The sequence below is a fragment of the Acinetobacter sp. YH12252 genome, assembly GCF_013417365.1.
GTDB classification, from domain to species: domain Bacteria; phylum Pseudomonadota; class Gammaproteobacteria; order Pseudomonadales; family Moraxellaceae; genus Acinetobacter; species Acinetobacter towneri.
This window is the reverse complement of record NZ_VPEA01000017.1, coordinates 1-22,616: the sequence shown is the minus strand read 5'-3', so window position 1 is coordinate 22,616 and position 22,616 is coordinate 1. Positions and strand designations below refer to the sequence as shown.

General features: G+C 38.7%; 20 protein-coding genes and 1 pseudogene. 15 read left to right on the top strand and 6 right to left on the bottom strand.

All coding sequences use genetic code 11. The annotated features are described in order from the left end of the window. Positions 1–16: 16 nt before the first annotated feature. Positions 17–1,222, top strand: a complete 1,206-nt coding sequence (gene pcaF / locus FTV28_RS12140) for a 3-oxoadipyl-CoA thiolase (RefSeq protein WP_179990602.1) — start codon at positions 17–19, stop codon at positions 1,220–1,222. 71 nt (positions 1,223–1,293) lie between these two features. Further along, positions 1,294–2,073, top strand: a complete 780-nt coding sequence (gene pcaD / locus FTV28_RS12135) for a 3-oxoadipate enol-lactonase (protein ID WP_096901607.1) — start codon at positions 1,294–1,296, stop codon at positions 2,071–2,073. Positions 2,074–2,214: 141 nt separating this feature from the next. Here pcaD and FTV28_RS12130 read toward each other — a convergent pair whose 3' ends face one another. Further along, on the bottom strand, positions 2,215–3,384 hold the full coding sequence (locus FTV28_RS12130) for a thiolase family protein (protein ID WP_179990600.1): 1,170 nt from the start codon (positions 3,382–3,384) through the stop codon (positions 2,215–2,217). Positions 3,385–3,822: 438 nt separating this feature from the next. Here FTV28_RS12130 and FTV28_RS12125 point away from each other — a divergent pair, with 438 nt between their 5' ends. Continuing rightward, positions 3,823–4,431: a TetR/AcrR family transcriptional regulator gene (locus FTV28_RS12125; RefSeq protein WP_004973506.1), complete on the top strand. Its 609-nt coding sequence runs from the start codon at positions 3,823–3,825 to the stop codon at positions 4,429–4,431. A gap of 180 nt (positions 4,432–4,611) precedes the next feature. Here FTV28_RS12125 and cysK read toward each other — a convergent pair whose 3' ends face one another. Then, positions 4,612–5,610: a cysteine synthase A gene (gene cysK, locus FTV28_RS12120; protein WP_179990598.1), complete on the bottom strand. Its 999-nt coding sequence runs from the start codon at positions 5,608–5,610 to the stop codon at positions 4,612–4,614. Between the two features lie 242 nt (positions 5,611–5,852). Between cysK and plsB the strand changes: the two genes are divergently transcribed. The 7 genes from plsB to FTV28_RS12085 all read left to right on the top strand — a co-directional run bounded on the left by plsB (position 5,853) and on the right by FTV28_RS12085 (position 14,921). Next, entirely contained in the window at positions 5,853–8,357 is a 2,505-nt protein-coding gene (gene plsB / locus FTV28_RS12115) for a glycerol-3-phosphate 1-O-acyltransferase PlsB (RefSeq protein ID WP_178319045.1), read from the top strand. A gap of 191 nt (positions 8,358–8,548) precedes the next feature. After that, a complete protein-coding gene (locus FTV28_RS12110; RefSeq protein WP_004973501.1) occupies positions 8,549–8,860 on the top strand; it encodes a metalloregulator ArsR/SmtB family transcription factor in 312 nt (103 codons plus the stop codon). A gap of 118 nt (positions 8,861–8,978) precedes the next feature. After that, positions 8,979–10,703 carry a SulP family inorganic anion transporter gene (locus FTV28_RS12105; protein ID WP_179990596.1) on the top strand — a complete coding sequence of 575 codons (1,725 nt, stop codon included), beginning with the start codon at positions 8,979–8,981 and terminating at the stop codon, positions 10,701–10,703. Between the two features lie 212 nt (positions 10,704–10,915). Next, complete coding sequence (sstT, locus tag FTV28_RS12100) at positions 10,916–12,112, top strand: serine/threonine transporter SstT (protein ID WP_179990593.1); 1,197 nt, start codon at positions 10,916–10,918, stop codon at positions 12,110–12,112. A 37-nt stretch (positions 12,113–12,149) separates the two neighbouring features. Beyond that, positions 12,150–12,824, top strand: coding sequence for a YoaK family protein (locus FTV28_RS12095; protein ID WP_131261946.1), 675 nt, complete (start codon positions 12,150–12,152; stop codon positions 12,822–12,824). Between the two features lie 15 nt (positions 12,825–12,839). Then, complete coding sequence (locus tag FTV28_RS12090; RefSeq protein WP_004973493.1) at positions 12,840–13,373, top strand: DUF2058 domain-containing protein; 534 nt, start codon at positions 12,840–12,842, stop codon at positions 13,371–13,373. Between the two features lie 261 nt (positions 13,374–13,634). Next, positions 13,635–14,921: a mechanosensitive ion channel family protein gene (locus FTV28_RS12085; protein ID WP_096901601.1), complete on the top strand. Its 1,287-nt coding sequence runs from the start codon at positions 13,635–13,637 to the stop codon at positions 14,919–14,921. Between the two features lie 487 nt (positions 14,922–15,408). On the opposite strand, the gene FTV28_RS12080 is transcribed toward FTV28_RS12085, so the two are convergent. After that, positions 15,409–15,891 (bottom strand): hypothetical protein, encoded by a 483-nt coding sequence (locus FTV28_RS12080; protein WP_004973490.1) that lies wholly within the window; start codon positions 15,889–15,891, stop codon positions 15,409–15,411. A 386-nt stretch (positions 15,892–16,277) separates the two neighbouring features. Here FTV28_RS12080 and FTV28_RS12075 point away from each other — a divergent pair, with 386 nt between their 5' ends. Together FTV28_RS12075 and FTV28_RS12070 are read left to right on the top strand one after the other, a co-directional pair. Continuing rightward, on the top strand, positions 16,278–17,555 hold the full coding sequence (locus FTV28_RS12075) for a sensor domain-containing diguanylate cyclase (protein ID WP_257220040.1): 1,278 nt from the start codon (positions 16,278–16,280) through the stop codon (positions 17,553–17,555). Positions 17,556–17,606: 51 nt separating this feature from the next. After that, positions 17,607–19,097: an amidase gene (locus FTV28_RS12070; RefSeq protein WP_179990590.1), complete on the top strand. Its 1,491-nt coding sequence runs from the start codon at positions 17,607–17,609 to the stop codon at positions 19,095–19,097. A gap of 83 nt (positions 19,098–19,180) precedes the next feature. Here FTV28_RS12070 and FTV28_RS12065 read toward each other — a convergent pair whose 3' ends face one another. The 3 genes from FTV28_RS12065 to FTV28_RS12055 form a co-directional block, all read right to left on the bottom strand. Further along, on the bottom strand, positions 19,181–20,362 hold the full coding sequence (locus FTV28_RS12065; protein WP_096901597.1) for an MFS transporter: 1,182 nt from the start codon (positions 20,360–20,362) through the stop codon (positions 19,181–19,183). A gap of 188 nt (positions 20,363–20,550) precedes the next feature. Continuing rightward, complete coding sequence (locus FTV28_RS12060; RefSeq protein ID WP_154320730.1) at positions 20,551–20,853, bottom strand: I78 family peptidase inhibitor; 303 nt, start codon at positions 20,851–20,853, stop codon at positions 20,551–20,553. A gap of 135 nt (positions 20,854–20,988) precedes the next feature. Next, a complete protein-coding gene (locus FTV28_RS12055; protein ID WP_154320729.1) occupies positions 20,989–21,294 on the bottom strand; it encodes a DUF4298 domain-containing protein in 306 nt (101 codons plus the stop codon). Between the two features lie 265 nt (positions 21,295–21,559). Here FTV28_RS12055 and FTV28_RS12050 point away from each other — a divergent pair, with 265 nt between their 5' ends. The 3 genes and pseudogenes from FTV28_RS12050 to FTV28_RS13670 all read left to right on the top strand — a co-directional run. Then, positions 21,560–21,913: a hypothetical protein gene (locus FTV28_RS12050; protein WP_004973479.1), complete on the top strand. Its 354-nt coding sequence runs from the start codon at positions 21,560–21,562 to the stop codon at positions 21,911–21,913. 5 nt (positions 21,914–21,918) lie between these two features. Further along, positions 21,919–22,314: a hypothetical protein gene (locus FTV28_RS12045; RefSeq protein ID WP_179990588.1), complete on the top strand. Its 396-nt coding sequence runs from the start codon at positions 21,919–21,921 to the stop codon at positions 22,312–22,314. A 236-nt stretch (positions 22,315–22,550) separates the two neighbouring features. Then, positions 22,551–22,616 (top strand): annotated as a pseudogene (locus FTV28_RS13670) (helix-turn-helix domain-containing protein); the annotation flags it as partial.

The following is a 22,616-nucleotide window of genomic DNA, read 5'->3' as shown; positions in this document are numbered from 1 at the left end:
ATTTGGAAAATAAAATATGAAAAACGCATATATCGTCGATGCCATCCGTACCCCATTTGGTCGTTATGCAGGTGGTTTAGCTCCAGTCCGTGCTGATGACTTAGGCGCATTACCGATCAAAGCACTTATGCAACGCAATCCATCTGTAAACTGGGAACAAGTTGATGACGTGATTTACGGCTGTGCCAACCAAGCAGGTGAAGACAACCGTAACGTGGGTCGTATGTCTGCACTTTTAGCAGGTTTACCGTACCAAGTGCCAGCAACCACTGTAAACCGTTTATGTGGTTCATCGCTAGACGCAATTGCAATGGCCGCACGTGCAATTAAAGCAGGTGAAGCAAACCTGATTATTGCAGGTGGTGTTGAATCAATGAGCCGCGCTCCATTTGTGATGGGTAAATCAGAATCTGCTTATGGTCGTAGTCAAAAAATTGAAGACACCACAATGGGCTGGCGTTTCATTAACCCGAAACTCAAAGAAATGTACGGCGTAGAAACTATGCCGCAAACTGCTGAAAATGTAGCGGAACAGTTCAATATTAACCGTGCCGATCAAGACTTGTTTGCTCTAACCAGCCAACAACGTACTGCAGCTGCACAAGCACGCGGTTTCTTTGACAAAGAAATTATTGCAGTGGAAATTCCACAACGTAAAGGCGAGCCTGTCGTTGTTGCTGCAGACGAACATCCACGTGCATCAACCACAGCAGAAGCATTGGCAAATTTAAAGCCAGTGGTAAAAGCAGACGGTACTGTGACTGCAGGTAACGCGTCAGGTATTAACGATGGTGCGGCTGCCCTACTGATTGCTTCTGAAGAAGCGGTTGCACAACACGGCTTAAAACCACGTGCCAAAATCATTGCTTCAACTGTTGTTGGTGTTGAACCACGTATTATGGGCTTTGGTCCTGCGCCTGCAATCAAAAAATTGTTGGCACAAACAGGTTTGACCATTGAACAAATGGACGTGATTGAACTGAACGAAGCCTTTGCTGCACAAGCATTAGCATGTACTCGTGACTTAGGCATTGAAGATGGTTCAGAGAAAGTCAATCCAAACGGTGGTGCAATTGCTTTAGGTCACCCACTTGGTGCATCTGGTGCGCGTTTAGTCACTACAGCACTGAACCAACTTGAACAAACTGGCGGTAAATACGGTTTATGTTCAATGTGTATTGGTGTTGGTCAAGGTATTGCTTTGATTATTGAACGTGTTTAATCCTCATTAAAAGTCCCCCTTTCATAAAGGGGGATTTAGGGGGATTTATAAGATTAAGGATTTAAAAAAAAATGCCAACTTTTACCTCAAATGATGCGCAAATCAATTACCAAACTTTTGGTGATGCTACAAAACCTGCACTGATTTTTTCAAACTCGCTGGGTACAAACTTCAAAATGTGGCAAGCACAGATTGATTTTTTCCAGCAAGACTTTTTTGTAATTTGCTACGACACACGTGGTCACGGTGCATCATCAGCTCCGCAAGGTCCATATAGCATTGATCAATTGGGTCAAGATGTTGTAAATCTACTCGATCACTTAAATGTTGAAAAAGCGGCATTCTGTGGTATTTCTATGGGCGGTTTAACAGGTCAATGGTTAGCGATTCATCGCCCTGAACGTTTTAATCAGGTGGTGGTGTGTAATACTGCGGCAAAAATTGGTCAAGAACAGGCTTGGAATGACCGTGCCGCATTGGTACGCGAACAAGGTTTACAACCGATTGCTTCGACTGCAGCATCACGCTGGTTTACTGAACCCTTTATCCAAAGCAACGCGACAGTGGTCAACAATCTTCAAAACGACTTGGCAGCTGGCAGCGCCGAAGGTTATGCGAGCTGTTGCGAAGCTTTGGCTAAAGCGGATGTACGTGAACAACTTAAAGACATCACTGTGCCTGTTTTAGTGGTTGCAGGTCAGCAAGACCCTGTGACAACAGTTGTCGATGGTCAATTTATGGTTGAACGTATTGCCAATAGCCAATTGTTTGAAATCAATGCATCGCACATTTCTAACGTAGAATTGCCAAATGAATTTAACCAAGCAGTGAAGCAGTTTATCCAAGCATAAAACTTCATTGTTATTGTTAATAAGTTAAAAGTTAAAAGTTAAAAGTTAAAAGTTAAAAGTTAAAAGTTAAAAGTTAAAAAAATAGAGTTCTTTCGAGAACTCTATTTTTTATAGATGAATCTGCAGTTAGACGAGCTGGACTTAAACTAACTCCACCGCAATCGCTGTGGCTTCACCACCGCCAATACATAAAGATGCCACGCCTTTTTTCGCGCCTATACGTTTCAATGCATGAATGAGCGTCACAATAATACGTGAACCTGAAGAACCTAGAGGATGCCCCAAAGCACATGCACCACCCTGAATATTCACTTTGGCAGGGTCTAAATCAAAAGCATCTATCGCAAGCATGGTTACCATGGCAAAGGCTTCATTAATTTCCCACAAATCTACATCGGCAACCGACCACCCTGCTTTATCTAGCACTTTTTGAATCGCCCCTACAGGAGCAAGAGTAAACTCAGAAGGATGTTGTGAATGTGTCGCGTATGCCACAACTTTTGCAAGCGGTTTTAAGCCACGCTCTGCCGCAACCACATCTGATGTAATCACCAGAGCAGATGCGCCATCTGAAATAGAGCTGGCATTGGCGGCTGTAATCGTGCCATCTTTTTTAAATGCGGGACGCAAACTGCTAATTTTATCGACTTTGGCATTTAACGGTTGTTCATCCTGATCGACAATCACATCACCTTTACGTGAATGAACAGTGACAGGCACGATTTCATTTTTAAAATAACCGTTTTGAATGGCTTCTACCGCGCGGTTTAAAGAGCGAATTGCGTATTCATCCTGCTGCTCACGGGTATAGTTTTTCTTGTCTGCCATGTCTTGCGCCAGCACGCCCATCGACAAGCCTGTTTCAGCATCTTCTAAACCTTCCTGAAACATGTGGTCTGTGACTTTGCCGTGTCCCATACGGAAACCTGCACGTGCTTTATCTAGCAAATACGGCGCATTCGACATAGATTCCATACCGCCAGCGACCACAATCTGCGCTGAACCTGCCTGAATAGCATCGGCTGCCTGCATAACAGCTTTCATGCCAGAGCCACAAATTTTATTGATGGTGGTTGCACCTGTACTATCGGGTAAACCCGCTTGACGCATCGCCTGACGTGCAGGGCCTTGCTTCAAACCTGCAGGCAATACACAACCAAAAATTACTTCATCAATGTCAGTCCCACTTAAACCTGCACGTGCAACTGCGTGTTGAATTGCAACCGCGCCTAAATCGGGTGCTGTACAACTTGCCAGTGAACCTTGAAAGCCGCCCATTGCGGTACGTACAGCATCTACAATTACAATCATTTTTAGTCCCTTATTACCGTCTTTTTAAAGTGATTACCGTAAAAGCCATGCTTTTTAAAATTACAAATAACATCCCTGTGAGTTAGCAAGTAATTCACGTTAAATGTAAATCAAAAGATGAGCATTGCAATCTCGCAAAGTGCTGAATTGCTATGCTTGATTGATCTTAGACTTTTAGGCCTTGCTTATGAAAAATAGAATAAAAGTTTTAGAAATCCAATTTTATTTCACTAAAATGACCTGTTTGGTTCAGTTTTATTGACAACCGATTTGGCTTATGGATTGTGCTATTTTTCACATGATATTTTTTAAATTCATTGGTTCACTGATGAACATACGTTAAAACTTACCTTTTCAAGACCTTGGTGCTATTTTCAAGTTGCTCAAACTGCACTAGACTCCAACATGCTTAATTGGTTGTAATTGGAATATTGATTGATGACGACTCTACGCCAAGAAAATTTCCGACGTCGTAAAGAGAAAATTTTGGCAATGGCTGAGGTTTTATTACTGGAAAATCATAATGATATTACATTAAGTGAGTTGGCTGCAGAGTTAGATATTGCCAAAGGCACAATTTATAAATATTTCAAAAGTAAAAATCAGCTCTATTTAGAGTTAATTATTTTAAATGAACAGCGTTTATTGGATATTTCCAAACAGTATCACCATAACTTTCAAACTTATGTTTCGCAGTACATGCTGTATAACATGCTTAATTCCAACCGTACGATTTTGCTGCACTCGATTGAAGAACGCTTAACCAATAATGAACGTAAACTAAATGAATTGTTTGAACAGTTATACGATATTCGTGAGCAGCGTATTTTAGAAATTAAGGACATCACCCAAGCCTATTTAGAGTCCTTTAACAGCGCGATGTCGATCCGTGATTATCTGTCTTATATTTGGACAGTAACTTATGGTGCGTCGTTATTACTCAATTCTACCCATTATCAAAAAGCTATTGGGTCACGTGAACGCTTAATCAAGCTATATATTAATCAAGCACTGATGACGCCAGATAAAGTATCTGCGATTGTTTGATTTTTACATAGTTAGCTTCCTTGGATTCATTGCTGATCCCGCTAAATATTAGCGTCTAAGTAGAAAGAAATTTGCTTTTCAGAACGTATTAACTCACCTCATAAATTTATTCTCTAAATAAAAAATCCCAAAGTTCAAACTTTGGGATTTTTCAAATTCTTTTGACTGTCTAAAGACACATCATTCTGCACTAATATCTTCAAATAATACTGAAGATAAATAACGCTCACCACTGTCAGGTAAAATCACCACAATATTTTTACCTGCATTTTCAGGACGTGCCGCCAATTTTGCAGCAGCAGCCATTGCTGCACCACTTGAAATACCGACTAAAATACCTTCTTGGGTTGCTGTTTTACGCGCCCAGTCAATTGCTTCAGCACTTTCAATCGCAATCACTTCATCCACCAAATCTAAATCTAGGTTTTTTGGAATAAAGTTAGCGCCAATCCCCTGAATTTTATGTGGTGCAGGCGTAATGGCTTCACCACGCTTGGCCTGAGCGATAATTGGAGATTCAGCAGGCTCGACTGCAACAGTATGCAATGCCTGACCTTTTACCTTTTTGAAATAACGCGAAATACCAGAAATCGTACCGCCTGTACCTACACCTGCAACAAGAATATCGACCTTGCCGCCTGTTGCTGCCCAAATTTCTGGGCCTGTGGTTTCTTCATGAATTTGCGGATTGGCAGGGTTATTAAACTGCTGCGGCAAATAATAAGTTTCAGGATGTTCGGTTGCCAAACGCTCTGCTTCATCCACCGCGCCTTTCATACCTTTTGCAGGCTCAGTCAGCACCAAATTTGCACCCAACGCTTTCAACACCTTACGGCGCTCAATACTCATGCTTGCAGGCATCGTTAGTGTAATCTCATAACCTTTTGCTGCAGCTACAAATGCCAAAGCGATTCCTGTATTACCACTGGTCGGTTCTACAATATGCATACCTGCTTTTAACACGCCACGTTTTTCAGCATCGGCAATTAAAGCAGCACCAATACGGCATTTCACAGAAAATGCAGGGTTACGGCTTTCCACTTTGGCTAAAACCGTTGCATCGCCAGAAATTAAACGGTTAATGCGTACCAATGGCGTGTTACCAATCGCTTCTGCATTATTGCTATATACGGCAATCCCTAAATTTGCTGGTGTTGAAAAAGCTACATCTGTGGTCATGATTATTCCCTAAGTTATATCTATATAAACAAAATTTAAATTATCATACCTTTTTATAAAATTTTTGCCGATGTTTCACGAAAATTGTTTTATACAAAAATATGATTAGCTTTCAACAAAATGCGAATTAGAATAAAGAGATGACGACCTCAGTTTAATTGTCGATTTTCTCGGCACTTGGGTTTGAAATTCGCTATTTATTTTTTGACAATAGCAACACATAACAAAATGTAGGGAATGCAATGTCTAATAAACGTTACAGTCAGCTTTATCGTAATTTCACTAAAAAAATCTTAGATAAGATTGTGACGCCACAAGTATTAGGCACGACTGCAGAATTAGAACATCGTGTTGCACAAAGCTCTGAAAAAACACAATTTTGTTATGTGCTGCAAGATGCCTCTCTCAGCAATACCGTATTGATTGATCAGCAGACGCAATCTCGTGGTTTACCTTCTGTGTATGCGCCTTTAAACATTGCCGAGCATCAGGAAGACGATTCCATTTTGGTCTTGCGTGAGAAAAACCCACAGCACAGTGCTTATCACTACTCTGCTAAATTGATTCGACTCATTGAAACCTTAGAGCAACATCCTGAACATGATGTGTTGTTAGTTCCCGTAACTGTACTTTGGGGACGTTCACCCGAATACGAAGACTCTTGGTTTAAAGCATTATTTGCCGATGCATGGTCTACGCCAAACAAGCTTAAACAAACCATTAATATTTCGCTCTATTCACGTGATAACTACATCGAGTTTCATAAAGCAATTTCCTTACGTCAGCTTATTGAACAAGCCACACAACAACAACCACACTTATCGCCTGCGCACTTTATTGAGCAACATCTGGAACACAATTTTAATCAACACAAAGAAGCGATTTTAGGCCCAGACTTATCTGACCGCCGTAATTTGATTCATGCGTTGATGAAAAGTGAAGCAGTACAACAAGCTATTCGTAAAGAAAGTATCGAACAAAAAGTCAGTATGTTTGAAGCAGAAAACCGTGCTAAAAGCTATTTAACTGAAATTGTATCGGACTTTTCTTATTCGACTTTGCGTTTTGCTGAACTGGCACTGACCAAGCTTTGGACACAGCTCTATGATGGCATTGAAGTGCATCACTTTGACACGGTACGCGAACTCGCCAAAGACTATGAAATCGTCTATACCCCTTGTCATCGTAGCCACATCGACTATTTGTTGCTGTCTTATGTGATTTTTAATCGTGGCTTGATGGTGCCGCATATTGCAGCAGGTATTAATTTAAATTTACCAATTGTGGGTCAATTAATGCGTGGTGCAGGTGCGTATTTTATTCGCCGTACTTTCAGCGGCAATGAATTATACACCTCGGTATTTAAAGAATATTTACACAGTTTATTGTCACGCAACACCCCACTCGAATACTTCATTGAAGGTGGACGCTCACGTACAGGTTTATTGTTACCGCCGAAAAAAGGCATGTTGTCGATGACCATTCAAAGCCATTTACGCGGAGCAACCAAACCAATTGCATTTATTCCGACATATTTTGGTTATGAAAAACTGATTGAAGGCACATCCTATCTAAATGAATTAAACGGTAAACCGAAAGAAGCCGAATCTTTATGGGGTATTTTAAATTCTGCCCGTAAAATTGAAAAAGTCTTTGGTCAGGTCTATGTCAACTTTGGCGAACCTGTATTTTTAGATGATGTTTTAACTGCCAACCAAGCACGCGATGTAAAACTGAACATAAATGATGAACTACCGACCTCTGTGATTCACACGGTAGATCATACTGCGCATGCAATCTTGGAAAATATCAATAAAGCGGTGGTGATTAACCCAATCGCCCTCATCTCTCTGATTTTATTAAATGCCGATCAGCATGCATTGAAACAAGATGAGTTGCTCGCCCGAATTGAACAATATCGACGTTTGCTCAAACAATTGTGCTACGACCCACGTATGATTATTACGGGTTTAAATCCACAAGAAATTATTGAATATGCGCTAAAACTTAAACAAGTTGAGCGTTATAACCAAGATGGTGTAGAACAGATTCGAGTCGCAGAAAGCCAAAAAATCTTATTGAGCTATTTTAGCAATAATATTTTGCACTGCTTTATTTTGCCTGCGTGTGTAGCATTAATTGTGCAGCAGTTTAATGAACAAAATTTAGCATTATCATGCGCAGATTTAATGCAAAAACTGCAGGCGATTTATCCATATTTGAAGCAAGAGTTTTTCTTGGCATGGACGGCGCAAGAACTTTCTCAAGAAATCGAAAAAATTGTGGCGTACTTTATTCAGCAAAATTGGGTTACAGAAGCAAATCTGCAATTACAGCCGAACCCAGCTACACAGCATGAACTCTATGCCTTAGCTGAACTGGCAAAACCAAGTTTAAATAATTTCGTATTGATTCAAGGGCTTTTGCAGCGTTATAGCGCACACATCCCTTTAAATCTGAAAGTTTTGGAAAAAATGACCAAAACCGTATTACAACGCGCTGCAGATTCTGCACAATTTAAGTCTGCATATTATTTTGATAGTGCCACCTTAAAAAGTTTTATCAGCAGTTTAGATCAGCAAGCCTTGTTGCAACACAATGCTACGCAGATAAGCCTAGATGATACTTTTAGTGCAAAAATGTCGGAATACTTTGCTTGGTATAACCCAGAAATTCACGAATTGTTAGCTGCATCGAGTGAATTTAGTGAGAAAGAATTAAAAAGTTTTGAACAAGTGAAAAAATAGGTTTTATTGTAACTCAGCCACTTTTTTATCAATTTTTTGATTAGAATATCAGCCCATTATTTATGATTGGCTGATATCTTTTCTTAAATGATACTTGTTCTCATATATAAATAATGATTTATGTTATATAATTTATCTTCCACTCCCGCCTAATATATATTGGGTTAGCTGTAAATTAAGAGAATAAAACAATGAACGATGGTCTTGAAATCACATCAATGCGTGAATCTGCGGATACCGTTGTTGGAATTTTAAAATCTTTGGCGAATAGTGACCGTCTTTTAATTCTTTGTCATTTATCTCAACAAGAATTAAACGTATCGCAAATTGAAGAAATAACTCAAATTCATCAGCCTACTTTATCGCAACAATTAATGATGCTGCGTAAAAGTGATGTGGTGAATACCCGCCGTGATGGCAAGCAAATTTTTTATTCAATTAAAGATGAAAAAATGGTGCAGGTACTTAATACCCTCTATGCACTTTATTGCCCGCAGGTCTAAATGATAATGCCTGTATTATCAGGCATCACCATAAAACTTGAATACTCTCCTGCTATTTCAAAGACTTCTTAGCATTTTTTGTTCATAATATATCTAAATTTATGATTTAGATTTCAGTATGTCAGATTTCAATTCACGTTTGACTCGTGTACTACCTGCTTGGCAATGGCTGCGAAAATACAATGCAGAAACATTGAAATCTGATCTGCTGTCTGCGTTTATTGTCATTGCCATGTTGGTACCTCAAGGAATGGCCTATGCCATGCTTGCAGGTTTGCCTCCTGTCATGGGTTTATACGCGAGCGTGATCCCCATGATCATGTACGCCTTGGTTGGTGGCAGCGCAACCTTGTCCATTGGCCCAGTCGCCATTATTTCTATGATGACCTTTGCGACGCTCAATCCTTTATTTGAAGTCGGCTCGGCAGCTTATATTCAAGCAGCTTGTTTACTTGCCCTGATGGTCGGCATTATTTCACTACTTTTAGGTGTTTTTCGTTTCGGTTTTTTAATTCAACTCATTAGCCATCCTGTTATTAAAAGCTTCATTATTGCCTCTGCATTAATGATTGCGATTGGACAGCTTAAATTTCTTTTAGACATCCCCCTTAAAGCCAATAACTTACCTGAGTTCTTATACAGCTTTTGGAAATATATGGGACAAACCCATTTTTATAGCGTGCTCTTGGGTGTTGCTGCCATTTTATTTCTAATTTATGCCCCTAAAATCATCAACAGTAATGCCATTCGTGAGCGTGTTCGAGGTAGCGGCTTTATCTTAAAAGCCTTGCCATTGGTATTGGTGATCGGTTCAATTGCTTTGGTTTATTCATTGCATTTGCAACAAATCGGCATTAAAACAGTCGGAGAAATTCCTTCAGGATTTCCGCCTATTCAATTCCCTGAATGGAATGCACAACTTGTTCTACAACTCCTTCCTGGCGCAGCCATGATTGCCATGATCAGTTTTGTGGAATCTCTGTCTATTGCGCAAGCCACCGCCTTACAACAACGTAGTCACTTAAATAGCAATCAGGAACTGATTGCACTCGGTTTAGCCAATTTTGGCGCAGGTGTTAGCTCCTCTTTTCCCGTCACAGGCAGTTTGTCGCGTACCGTGGTCAATGCCGATGCAGGTGCAAAAACACCAATGGCAGGTGTATTTACCTCCATCGTGATTGTTATTGTCAGTTTATACTTCACGGGATTTTTCCAAGACTTACCACTGGCTGTTTTGGCTGCAACCATTATTGTTTCAATTTGGAAACTGGTCGAGTTCCAATCTTTTAAAGAAACTTGGCGTTATTCCAAAGCCGATGGTCTGGCCATGTGGGTGACGTTCTTTGGTGTTGTATTCATTGATATTTCGACAGGTTTAATTATTGGGATTGTGTCCACCTTTATTCTAATGTTGTGGCGTATTAGCCGACCACATATTGCGGTAATTGGTTTACTTGAAGGCACACAACATTTTCGTAATATTCAGCGGCATCAAGTGCGTACCGCGCCACACGTGCTATCCATGCGAATTGATGAAAATCTAACCTTTTTAAATGCCAATACTTTAAAAGGCTTTTTTATTAATCAAGTCAGCCAAAACCCTCAGTTAAAGCATGTAGTGGTGAATTGTTCGAGTATTAGCAGTATTGATTTAAGCGCACTCGAAATGCTGGAAGATTTAAATCTTGAACTAAAAAAATTGAATATTTGTCTGCATTTTTCTGAAATTAAAGGCCCGGTAATGGACAAATTACAACACTCAAAACTTTTGCAGCATTTAAATGGAAAAGTTTTTTTTTCACATTATTTAGCCATGCAAGAGCTTGCGCCTGAACTGACTTAAAGATCAAGAAATTGATCTTTAATTTTATCTTTAAAACTGGATGTTCAACACACATACTTTTTGATCAATGAGTACTTTTATCTTGCTGAAATTTAAACAGTTTAATAAATATCACTTTTAAAAATATAGACTTAATTTTTATATCAAAATTACTTTTAAGCACATGGATATTTCAGTATAAAATAGCCGCTTTTCTTTTACCTTATTTTCGTATGTTTTCAGCTTTTTTGCGTTTGAGTTTAGTCTCCCGAATTATGATTGCAATTGTACTCGGTGTGGCTGTTGCGATTTTATTTCCAGAATCTGCGCCCTATTTAAGCCTTTTGGGTGATATATTTATTAAAGCCCTGAAGTCTGTTGCGCCAATTTTAGTGTTTATTTTGGTCATGGCATCCATTGCCAATTTTAAAATTGGAAGTAGCAATGCTTATATCAAACCGATTATGCTGATGTATGCGATTGGTATGTTCTTGGCTGCGCTCAGTGCGGTCATTGCAAGCTCACTTTTCCCAAGTACATTATTTTTAGATGTTGCAACACAGTCAGAATTAACCCCGCCGGGCAGTCTTGCTGAAATTTTGAAAAATCTTTTACTTAGTTTTGTTGCTAACCCTGTAGTTGCCATTGCCGAAGCCAACTTTATTGGTATTTTGGCTTGGGCTGTGGCTTTAGGGATTGCCTTCCGCCATGCTACAGAGTCCACCAAAGCATTGTTGAATGATGCAGCCAATGCAGTCAATCGCGTTATTCGCTTGGTGATTAACTTTGCGCCTTTCGGTATTTTTGGCTTGGTTGCCGTGACATTTGCCGATGCAGGCTTGAGCACCTTAGCCAGTTATGCTCAATTATTGGCAGTCTTGTTAGGTACGATGTTCTTTGTCGCGTTGGTCATCAACCCAATCATGGTGGCATTTGTGACCCGCAGCAATCCTTATCCTTTAGTTTTTCAATGCTTACGCGAAAGTGGCATTACTGCTTTCTTTACCCGTAGTTCTGCAGCCAATATCCCTGTCAATTTAGACTTAGCCAAGCGTTTAGGCGTACAGGAATCAACCGCGAGTGTTGCAATTCCGTTAGGTGCAGTAATTAACATGGCAGGCGCATCGGTCACCATTACCGTTTTGACCTTAGCTGCGGTAAATACTTTAGGAATTTCTGTCGATTTTAGCACCATGCTGATTTTATCTGTGGTTGCAACGGTGTCGGCCTGTGGTGCTTCAGGCGTTGCGGGCGGCTCGTTACTGCTGATTCCTGTAGCGTGTGGCTTATTTGGTATTTCTTCAGATATTGCCATGCAAGTTGTTGCAATTGGTATGGTCATTAGCGTATTGCAAGATTCAACCGAAACTGCACTTAACTCATCTACCGATGTGCTATTTACTACTGCGGTTGACCGTGGTTTGAGTTAAGATACAATGCGTTAGGAAACTTACGCAATCATCCATTATGCCTTTTCAAACTTTACCCCTTTGGGTGCAATTTGGTGCTTTTTTTCTAGCCGTCAATGCTGGAATTATTAACGTACTCGGATTGGTGACCGTATTGCACCAGTCCGTTTCGCACATGACTGGTAACGTTAGTATCTTGGCGATGGCGCTAATCGACTGGAAACCAGAAGCCATGATTTTCTTGTTTCTGGTGATTTTGTGCTATGTGATTGGCTCATTTTATAGCGGCGTCATTTTAGGAAATAGCAATTTTCGCTTAGGGCGTCGTTATGGTTTGCCCATGAGTTTGGTGGCATTTTTTATTTTAATCTGCTGGGCATTATTGCCTTATTTCCCACGTTATGCCCTGCTTTGGGCATCGGTTGCCATGGGCATACAAAATGCCATGATCAGCTACTATAAAGGCACCATCATCCGCACCACACATTTATCTGGGGTATTGACCGATTTAGGCTTAGCTCTCGGTTATCGAGTGCGGGGCTTACAAGTTGAAAAAAGGCGTATTGTTTTACACCTACTGATTTTAATTGGTTTCTTTGTGGGTGGATTACTCGCTGCAGCCATTTATCCTACATTTAAACTGAATTCTTTTCTGGTACCTGCAGGACTCAGCCTAAGTTTGAGTTTGGTGTATTGGATTATTTATTTTCGCTATCGACATCTTCAACATTAAGTTTCGGAAATTATCATGGTTAAAAATGCACTACAGGCACAATTGCTCAAAGCGGGTTTAGTGGATAATAAAAAAGCAAAAAAACTGTCTAAACAAACCTTACACGAACAGCGCACAGGTGAAAGTAAAGATGCTGAAGTGAAAGCCAAAATTGCACAGGCACAGCAAGAAAAACTCGCCAAAGACCAAGCTATTGAGCAAGAAAAGAAAGCCGCTTTACAGGAAAAAGAACTGAAAGCAGCAATTATGCAAATGATTCAGCAGCATAAAATTCGTGATACCGATGGTGAAGTGGCTTATCAGTTTTTAGATGGCAAGATTAAAAAAGTGTATATCAATCAACAAATTTACAATGCACTCGTGGCAGGTAGTTTGGTGATTGCCAAAGAAAATGACAGTTATGCGTTCCTGCCTAAAGCTTTAGCTGAACGTATTAATAGCAAAATGGAAGGCTTTATTATTGTCAATAATGCCGAGAAAAATGAAGCCACGACAGATGAAGAAGATCCATACGCAGCCTATGTGATTCCAGATGATTTAATGTGGTAGATCACGCAAGTATTTATGCTAGGTATCTATTCAAAGCCAGTATCTGTACTGGCTTTTTTATTATGACTGCAACTTGATTGAAAACTTTCAGTAAAAACAAATAATTGAAATGTAGCAAAAAGTTACTCAGCCTTCAAATTTAAACTTTAGTCGATACACTATCTAACAATTTCATACATCAATGAAGAATTAAGGTGAATTGCAGGCCAAAATTCTAAGTGCCGTGCAGACGAAAATCAGCAACCTTAAAGCGAGGACCTTTTGCAAGAATTTAATTTTATTCAAAATATTCAGGAATGGTATAACCAATACCCTTGGTTAGAAATGCTGACCTCACTCAGTATTGTGATTCTACTGGCAATTTTAGCCAACTTTATTGCCAAGCAAATTGTAGTGCGCGGGATTCGCAAACTGATTTCTAAAATGACCTTTGCCAATAGTGAAATTATTTCACAGCATAGTGTCATCCGACGTATTGCCAACATTGTCCCAGCTGTCGTGATTATGAACGGCATCACCACCGTACCGCATTTGTCAGATAAAGTAGAAAGCTTTGTGCAAATGGGTGCGCAAGCCTTTATATTCCTGACCATTGCATTGGCAATTTCTGAATTTTTAAATATTTTTAACCTGTTCTATCAACGCAACCCTAAGTCACGCAACAAGCCAATTAAGGGCTATTTGCAGTTAGTTAAACTCATTATTTATGTGGTCTGTGCCCTCATGATTTTAGGCACTTTCCTGAAAAAAGATGTGTTTACCTTACTCGCAGGTTTTGGTGCGATGGCTGCTGTTTTGATGTTGGTTTTCCAAAATACCATTTTATCTCTAGTGGCTTCGGTACAAATTTCTTCCTACGATATGGTACGGATTGGTGACTGGATTGAAATGCCTTCTTTAAATGCCGATGGTGATGTCATTGATATGTCATTACATACAGTCACCGTGCAAAACTGGGATAAAACCCTGACCACTATTCCAACCAATAAACTCATTACCGATACCTTTAAAAACTGGCGTGGCATGCAGGAAGCTGGTGCCCGACGTATTAAACGTGCCATTTTAATTGATCAAAGTTCTGTGCACTTTATGACTGAACATGAACAAAGCAAACTTAAAGAGTTTTTGTTATTGGATCAATATTTACATAGCAAAAATGAAGAAATTGAGCAGTTTAATCAGCAGTTAGCAAATCAATCACAATACAACCAACGCCGTTTAACCAATTTAGGGACGTTCCGTGCCTATGTTGAATTTTATCTGAAACAGCATCCTGGCATTAATCAATCTCAGTCATTGATTATTCGTCAACTACAGCCAAGCAGTGAAGGTTTACCACTAGAAATTTATGCCTTTACCAAAACCACTGCATGGAAAGAATATGAAAGTATTCAATCCGATATTTTTGATCATTTGCTGGCAATTATTCCGGAGTTTGGCTTAAAAGTGTATCAAGCCCCATCGGGTTCAGATTTAAAGCAAATTGCTGCACCATTTAAAGCAAGTTCTGTCCAAAGTCTAAATCCTTTAGAAATTGACGAGGCATAATTATGGATTTATTGCTGAGCCATGTGTCGCAAAATGCTTGCATGGCTCAGTAGCCGTTTTTATTTTCAGCAAGACGATAAAATTTTCATTAAATTAAAATGCACTCGTACACTCGTATATAAATAAGAGAAAATAAAGTCTTATTTGTAAGAGCTTTGTTGAAACAAATATCTAACACTGTGTTTTAATTATATTTAAATTTCCTCAAACCTTTAAATCACAGCTTGCTCCAAATTTATGTAATAAGGTCATTGCCGGTTGAAAAAGTCTAATGATTCTAAGAATTCACCTAACTTTTCAACTCACTAAAATGTGTCGCTCTTGTTAATTGATTCTGGATTCGAAAAATGATCATCAATAATTCGTCTAATGAAAGATTGAAATTCACTACTTTTGTGCTTTAGCGCTCTAGATGATCAATACACGCGCTACAGGATGAGGGGTACGAGTTTATAAAAGATCTCTAATAGACCAAATAATGAAAAGTTTAAGGCAGGACGCGGTACAACGTCGCAAAACATTGTTCTGCTTTTTCATTACTACAGAAATTAATGGTGTGCGCATTTTTCCATTTTACAAAATATTGTGAAATGTCCCCTGTTTGGTCTTCCTGATATCCAGAACAATCCACTTCATTATTGTCATATTTAACTTGCAAAATTAAAGCCGGTAACGAATTTGCAGGGTCTTGTGAAGGTTGATAATCATATACACCTGCAGACCATTCTTGACCGCTTTTAATCACCACATCGCTATTACTTTTAAAGTTGTAATATTCAATACATTTACGATTATTTGGGATTTGCATGCCCCACAGCCCCACAATTTCTGGACGGGTCACCACACGAAATTTATTGGTCGTTTCTGCTGCTACTGGCGTTAACTTGGCTGAATCTATTGTTGTATTTTCATTCGCAATCGCGCAGACAGAACATAAGCTTAAAACTGTGGTTAGATATATTTTTTTCATACATTTATTTAAAGATATAAACCGTTTAGACAACTTAGCATATTTTTAATCCAAATCTGCAAGCATAAACATAAGACAACAATTTTATTTAACGAAAATGTGACTTAGTTTACATTTAATCGACTTTGTAGGTAATGGTTATTTGATATGATCGCCTTTCTGTTGTGAACGTCACACTCATTCAAGTTTTTTTCTTAATTATCAACCCATTGCAAAAGTGAGTTTAGTACTTGCAAAACTTTAGCATACCGCAAACTATATCTTCGACTCAAAAGCAAATATTTGCCTTTGGACTGCTAGCCGTTGTGGTATTTTTTTCTTGTTTATTGGGTATTTTTACTCGCCCACTTAGCTACTTTTCTTTTTTTTGGCCAAGCAACGCCCTCTTGTTGGGGCTACTCATTCGCTTTCCATCTTTAAAAAGTTTTGGTGGAATTTTGGGTGCTTTTTTTGGCTATATGGGCGCCGATTTGGTCACAGACAATACTTTCCTGATGACGCTAGGTTTAACGCTTTCCAACTTTGTAGCTGTTTTTAGTGGGTTGTTTTTCTTTAATTTTGCCCGCGCTAAACTTCCAGCGAGCAATAATAATGTGTCAGAGCTATATCCACATATTATTGCTGTAACTTTAGGCTGTTTCTTTGGGGCTTTATTTGCCATTCTTCTGCTGCCAAATTTGCCACACACCTTTATGTTAAAAGAAAATCGTTGGATTGATTTTTTTACTTGGTGGTCTGGTGAAATTTTAAATGCGGTAATTGTCTTACCTTTAATTTTGGCTGCCCCAGGCTGGTCTAAATTCAAAAAACTTATAAATAATCAATATGCTAAAGAAACTCAAATTCAGGATATCTTGCCCTTTTTTGCATTACTGATCTCTATCGCCTGCACCCATATTTTTTATGGACCAGGTGCATTGTTGTATCCATTGGCTGCATTAATTTGGGCAGCTGCCAGCTATCAACTTTTTAATTTGGCACTGATTAATAGCTTGGTCTGTTTAACTCTGTATCACAGCGTCACAGGCTTGTTTATAGATCAAGTGAATTCGAGTTATTTAACCACCATTATTTCTATTCGTGTGGGTTTAATTATTTTAGGTCTTGCCACGTTAATTTTATGTGTGATTAGCCAAAACCGAAATCAGTTGTATAGAGAAGTATTGTATTTGGCAAATCATGACAGTTTAACCGAAACACTGAACCGCCGTAGTTTTACTCAGTTAAGTGAAAAAGCTTTAAAGCATAAAAACAATCATTCATTGTCTTTAATTATGTTAGATATCGACGATTTTAAAAAAATGAATGATCAATATGGGCATTATGTCGGTGACCGTGCTTTGCAACATCTCTCTAACATCGTTAAAAGCAATTTACGTGATCACGATTTATTTTGTCGCACTGGTGGTGAAGAGTTCATTATTTTGCTGAACAATAATAACTTAAATAAAACTCAACGCATTGCAGAACGTATTCGTATGTGTATTGAACATCAAGCGTTAAATTTAGAAAACCTTGAACCCATTCATTTTACAGTAAGCATGGGCGTGTCACATACACACTTACCCACCAATCTCCCTTTACAAGATTTAATTATTCAGGCAGATCAGGCGCTATATCAGGCAAAAATGCAAGGTCGTAATCGGGTCATTCTTGCTTCTTAAACAAAAATAGCATACAACATCAATTTGACAATACAGATTTTCAGGATTGAAATGAAACTTGCAGAATACCTCCAATATGATGCTTTAGGCTTGGCAGAGCTCGTTGCCAAAAAGGATGTTCAGGCCTCAGAATTATTAGATATTGCGTTACAACGTGCTGAACAAACCAATCCACAATTAAATGCCATTATTATTCCTATGCATGAACATGCACGGCAGCGCACACAAACAAAATTAACAGGCCCATTTGCAGGTGTGCCCTTTTTAGTCAAAGACTTATTTCAACAATATGCAGGCTATCCGACTTCATTTGGTTGTCAGGGTTTAAAACGTGCGCATCATCTTGCAGAACAAAATGCAGAAATTGTAAATCGTTGGGAAAATAGCGGAATCGTTACCTTTGGACGTACCAACACGCCTGAATTTGGGATTAAAGGGATAACCGAGCCAGATGCTTGGGGTGCATGTAAAAATCCATGGAATTTGAAACACAATAGTGGTGGTTCTTCTGGTGGTTCTGCGTCTGCAGTTGCGGCAGGTATTGTGCCGATTGCAGGGGCAAGTGATGGCGGTGGTTCAATTCGTATTCCTGCGTCTTACTGTGGTTTGTTTGGTTTAAAACCAAGTCGTGGACGCACCCCGTGGGGGCCACAACTCAGTGAAGCCATGCATGGTGCAGCGATGCAACATATTTTAAGTAAAAGTGTACGTGACAGTGCGGCAATGCTCGATGCAACGCATGGCGCAGATGGTCATTCACTTTTCAAAATTGAAGCTCCTGAACGCAGTTATTTAGATGCAATTCAGCAAGCGCCAAAAAAATTAAGAATCGCATATTCGACCCAATCTCCGATTGGTACAGCTGTTTCACAAGATGCGATCAATGCCATTCAAAAAACCGTACAGCTTTTAGAAGCTTTAGGGCATGAAGTTGTTGAAGACCGTCCGGCTATTGATGGTATGCAATTGGCCAAAGATTTTATTACCACATGGTTTAGCCAATTTGCTTATTTAATTGCTGAAATTCAAACTCGCCTGCCAAATCATTCCGATAATTTTGAGCTCGACTCTTTGGCTTTGGCTGCCTTTGGCGCAAAAACCACGTCAGTAGATTACATTCGTAATTTGAATAATTGGGGGGTATATGTCGCGCAAATGAATCAATTCTTTGAGCGTTATGATTTATACCTCATCCCTGCAACTGCCTCAGTTGCACCAAAAAATGGCGAAGTTAAAACTCCTGCATGGCAAAAACCAATTTTAAAAACACTATTACATGCAGGTAAAGCACATTGGTTAGCGCAAGGTAAATTGGTCGATCGCATTGTCAAAGAAAACCTAAAATGGGTGCCATTTACTCAACTTGCCAATATTACTGGGCTGCCAGCAATGTCTGTGCCATTGTATTGGAATAAAGATAACTTACCATTGGGTTCGCAGTTTATTGCGCCTTTTGCACGTGAAGATGTGCTTTTACAACTGGCTGCACAACTTGAAACGGCTCAACCGTGGTGGCATCAATACGCTAAAATCCGTATTTGATGTAGCAATGAGTAAGAAGCAAGCAAACTATGCTAATCCAACGTTGCTTGCTTCTATTTTTGATAAAAGAACGCTATTACCAACTAGGCTTTGGTATCACTCGACATTGACTGCGATTCTAATTGCTTTGGCAATCCCCAAATAAAACACAGACCAACGAGTGTAGATAATCCTGCAAAAATAAAAATCCATTCGCCTGAAACAATATCCCAATAATGCCCTGCCAAAATACTCCCCAGTGCAACACCTAAACCCCACATGGTACTGTAAAGTGCTTGCCCACGACCTTGTTGCCCTGCAGAAAAGTTTTGAAAAATCACCCGCATGGCAATGATATGAAATAATCCAAAACTAAAGGCATGGATGCTTTGTGCAAAAAAATGTGCAAAAAATATGGATGGAAATAAACCAACAATCACCCAACGTAAGCCTGTTAAAATTAAACATACGGCAACCAGTGAACGCCAAGACCAACGCTTTAAAAACAAACTCGCATAGGCAAACATAATGATTTCAGCAACCACCCCGACAGACCACAATAAACCGATCTGACTTGTGCTAAATCCTGCCTGACTTAAAAAATTACTATAAAAACTATAAAATGGTGCATGCGAAAACAGCAAAATCAATTCAATAATAAAAAATGAATAGACCACTGGGCGCTTTAAAATGGGCAATAAGGGTTCAAGTTGTTTTTGTGCAATGGGTGCGGTGCTTGGTTCTTGAATACTGAACGACCATAGAAATGCCAGTAAAGAAATACTGAGTAGCAACATCGGTAACATGGAGATTGGTATAATTTCTAAAATAGCACCTATGCCAAAAACCCCGACAATAAAGCCTATAGAACCCCATTTTCGCACTTTGCCATAGAGTTCTGCACGTTTCTCGCCCAACCAAAACAAAGTCACGCCTTCAAATTGTGCCAAAATTGCATTTTGGAAAAAGCTAAAAATCAGCATGAGTAATGCAACAGACTGAAAGCTATTCGGAACAATAAAAATCAGCAACCAAATGCTGGCTTCCATCCAAGTTGCGATGCGTACCAAAAGCATCCGTTTGCCTGATTTATCGGCAATCCATCCCCAAATAAAAGGCGCGAAAAAGCGCGTTAAAATGGCAATGGAAGATAAAACACCAATTTCCTGATAATTAAAGCCTTGATCTTCTAAGTACAGGCTCCAAAAAGGCAAAAACGTCCCAACAATTGCATAGTAGAAAAAGTAGAATCCACCTAAACGTGTCGATATATTCAAGGCTTGCATCAATGTATATTTCCTTGATTTTTCAAACACATAAATAAGTGCATTTCTAACCTGATCTAAAATTTTAAGACAACCGATATATTAACACTGTAGTACTTTAATTTTGAGTGATTGGCTGATTAAAACGAAAAACCCTGAAAATCAGATCAAATTTTCAGGGTAATATTGAGAAAATTTCTTAAAATTGTTTAGCCGCAAGAAGCTTGTAGAATAATTTTAGTTTTCGGATCGACCACCACAGTGACGCGATTCATACGATAATCCATTGTTACAGGCTGACCTGGTGTAACCATTCTCACAATTTCAGCTCGGGTAAGCGCTTTAATTTGTGTTTCAGTCAAACCTGTTTTACCAACTAACTGCGCAGCAGATTCTGGGACACAATTTTGCATGGTCTGTGGCACCTGAGTTTGTTCATTGATAGGCTGATTACTACACGCAGCTAAAGTTGCCACACTTAAAACAGCCAAAACACTATATAACTTTTTCATGTTGATACTCGTTTTTAATTTCTTCAAACCAACTCAAAATAACATAACTGATTAAATATGCAGTAAATTTACTGAATAAAACTGTGATGATAGTTTTATTGATCAAAATAAATTAGATGTAAGTTTGGATTAAGTTTAATTCTCAATCACACTTAAACTCAGTTTCATCCAATCAATTGCATGTTGGCGACGCTCTTCTAAAGCATTCCATAGCGTATCTTGCGATAATATAGAATATTCCCCTTCGCGGCAGCTAAGTTCAGGCGCATTTTCATAGTCCTCAAGCCATTGTTCACTTTGATAATAGGCCTGTAATTCTTGCCAGAGCTTTTCTGCAGCTTGCCATTTTTGCTGCGCTTCTCGCATCTGTCGATGTAAATCATGCCATTGCTCATATTGTTGCTGTAAAACCTGAGCATCGTACATTTTATTTTTACTCATAGCTGAAATTCAAAAATTAAGATGACATGAGCGTACAATAATTCAAGATCAAGGAATGTGAGTGTATGTAGGTTTTATTTAAAGAAACATATATTGCTATATTTTTTTGCATTAATTTTTAAAGAAGACAATTCCTGATTTATTTAGTCAACTTTAGCTTCATTACTTTCAGTAAAATTTAGTATAAAAGTGTAATTCCATCTTTTTATCAAAAGTTAAAGTCATTAGTATAAGTTTGCTTCAATTTTTTAGAAAAGGTACAAAAATGAAATATATTTTAGGGGCAACATTACTTGCATTCGGTTTAATGGGATGTAACTCAAATTTAAATAATGAAGTGAGCCAAGAAAAAGTACAAAGTAATGCACCTGCAGAAACACAAGTTATTTATTTTAATGGCCCACAAGATTTAACCATTGAATTAAAATCTTCAGATAATTTTGAAACTGCAGAAATGGTAGATAATTCAGACACAGTTTATCATTTAAAACGTGCTGTATCTGGTAGCGGTATTTTACTGAGCAATGATGATGGTGTATCTATTCACTTTAAAGGTGGTGAAGGAGTACTTGAGTTAGTCAAAGATCAGCCTATTAATATTACTGAATTTAAAAAATAGATTTTTTGCTGATTTTAGGCATACATAAGGACGAAAGTAATAATACTATTGGTAATTACATAGTCGAAGGCACCAAGCCATCAACTAAAGATAAAGTTATTAATGTTGAAACACAATATTATGAAAATCCAGGACATCATGACTTGAAAGATGGAAATATGCCTTATAACTCTACTAAAGCAATAATTCCTGACAATCATGTAAAATTATGGGAAAACAGTGTAAAAATTGATAGTGATCCAAAAATAGATGGGCAATTGAAAATAAAGATGGGAAGGTCATTTATCATAGGTTTCAAGATGATGGTAATGGCAATTTCCATTGGAATGGTTCGACAAAAGGTATTACGTCTTCAGGAAAGGAACGAAATATCAAGATTTCTGATGTCCCTTCTGACTTGATAAAAATGGTAGATAGCAAATGAATAGAATTGGAAACGATCAAGTTTTTATAGAGTTTGATGGAAATTATCAGAATAGTAATTTCATCCCATTGCGTTTATGTATTGAGGGGGAGTATCTAGGAACTTTAGACTCTCCTACTTATGTGACTAGCTTTATAAATTCACTAAAAAACTTAAGTTGACAAAAATAACTAATCATGCGAAAAAGTTTTTTTAGTTAACAGATGTTCACACATGCCTCGAATTGTTTCTGTACCACTTAGTTTAGAACAGCGAGAACGACTCATTTTTCTGGCCAAG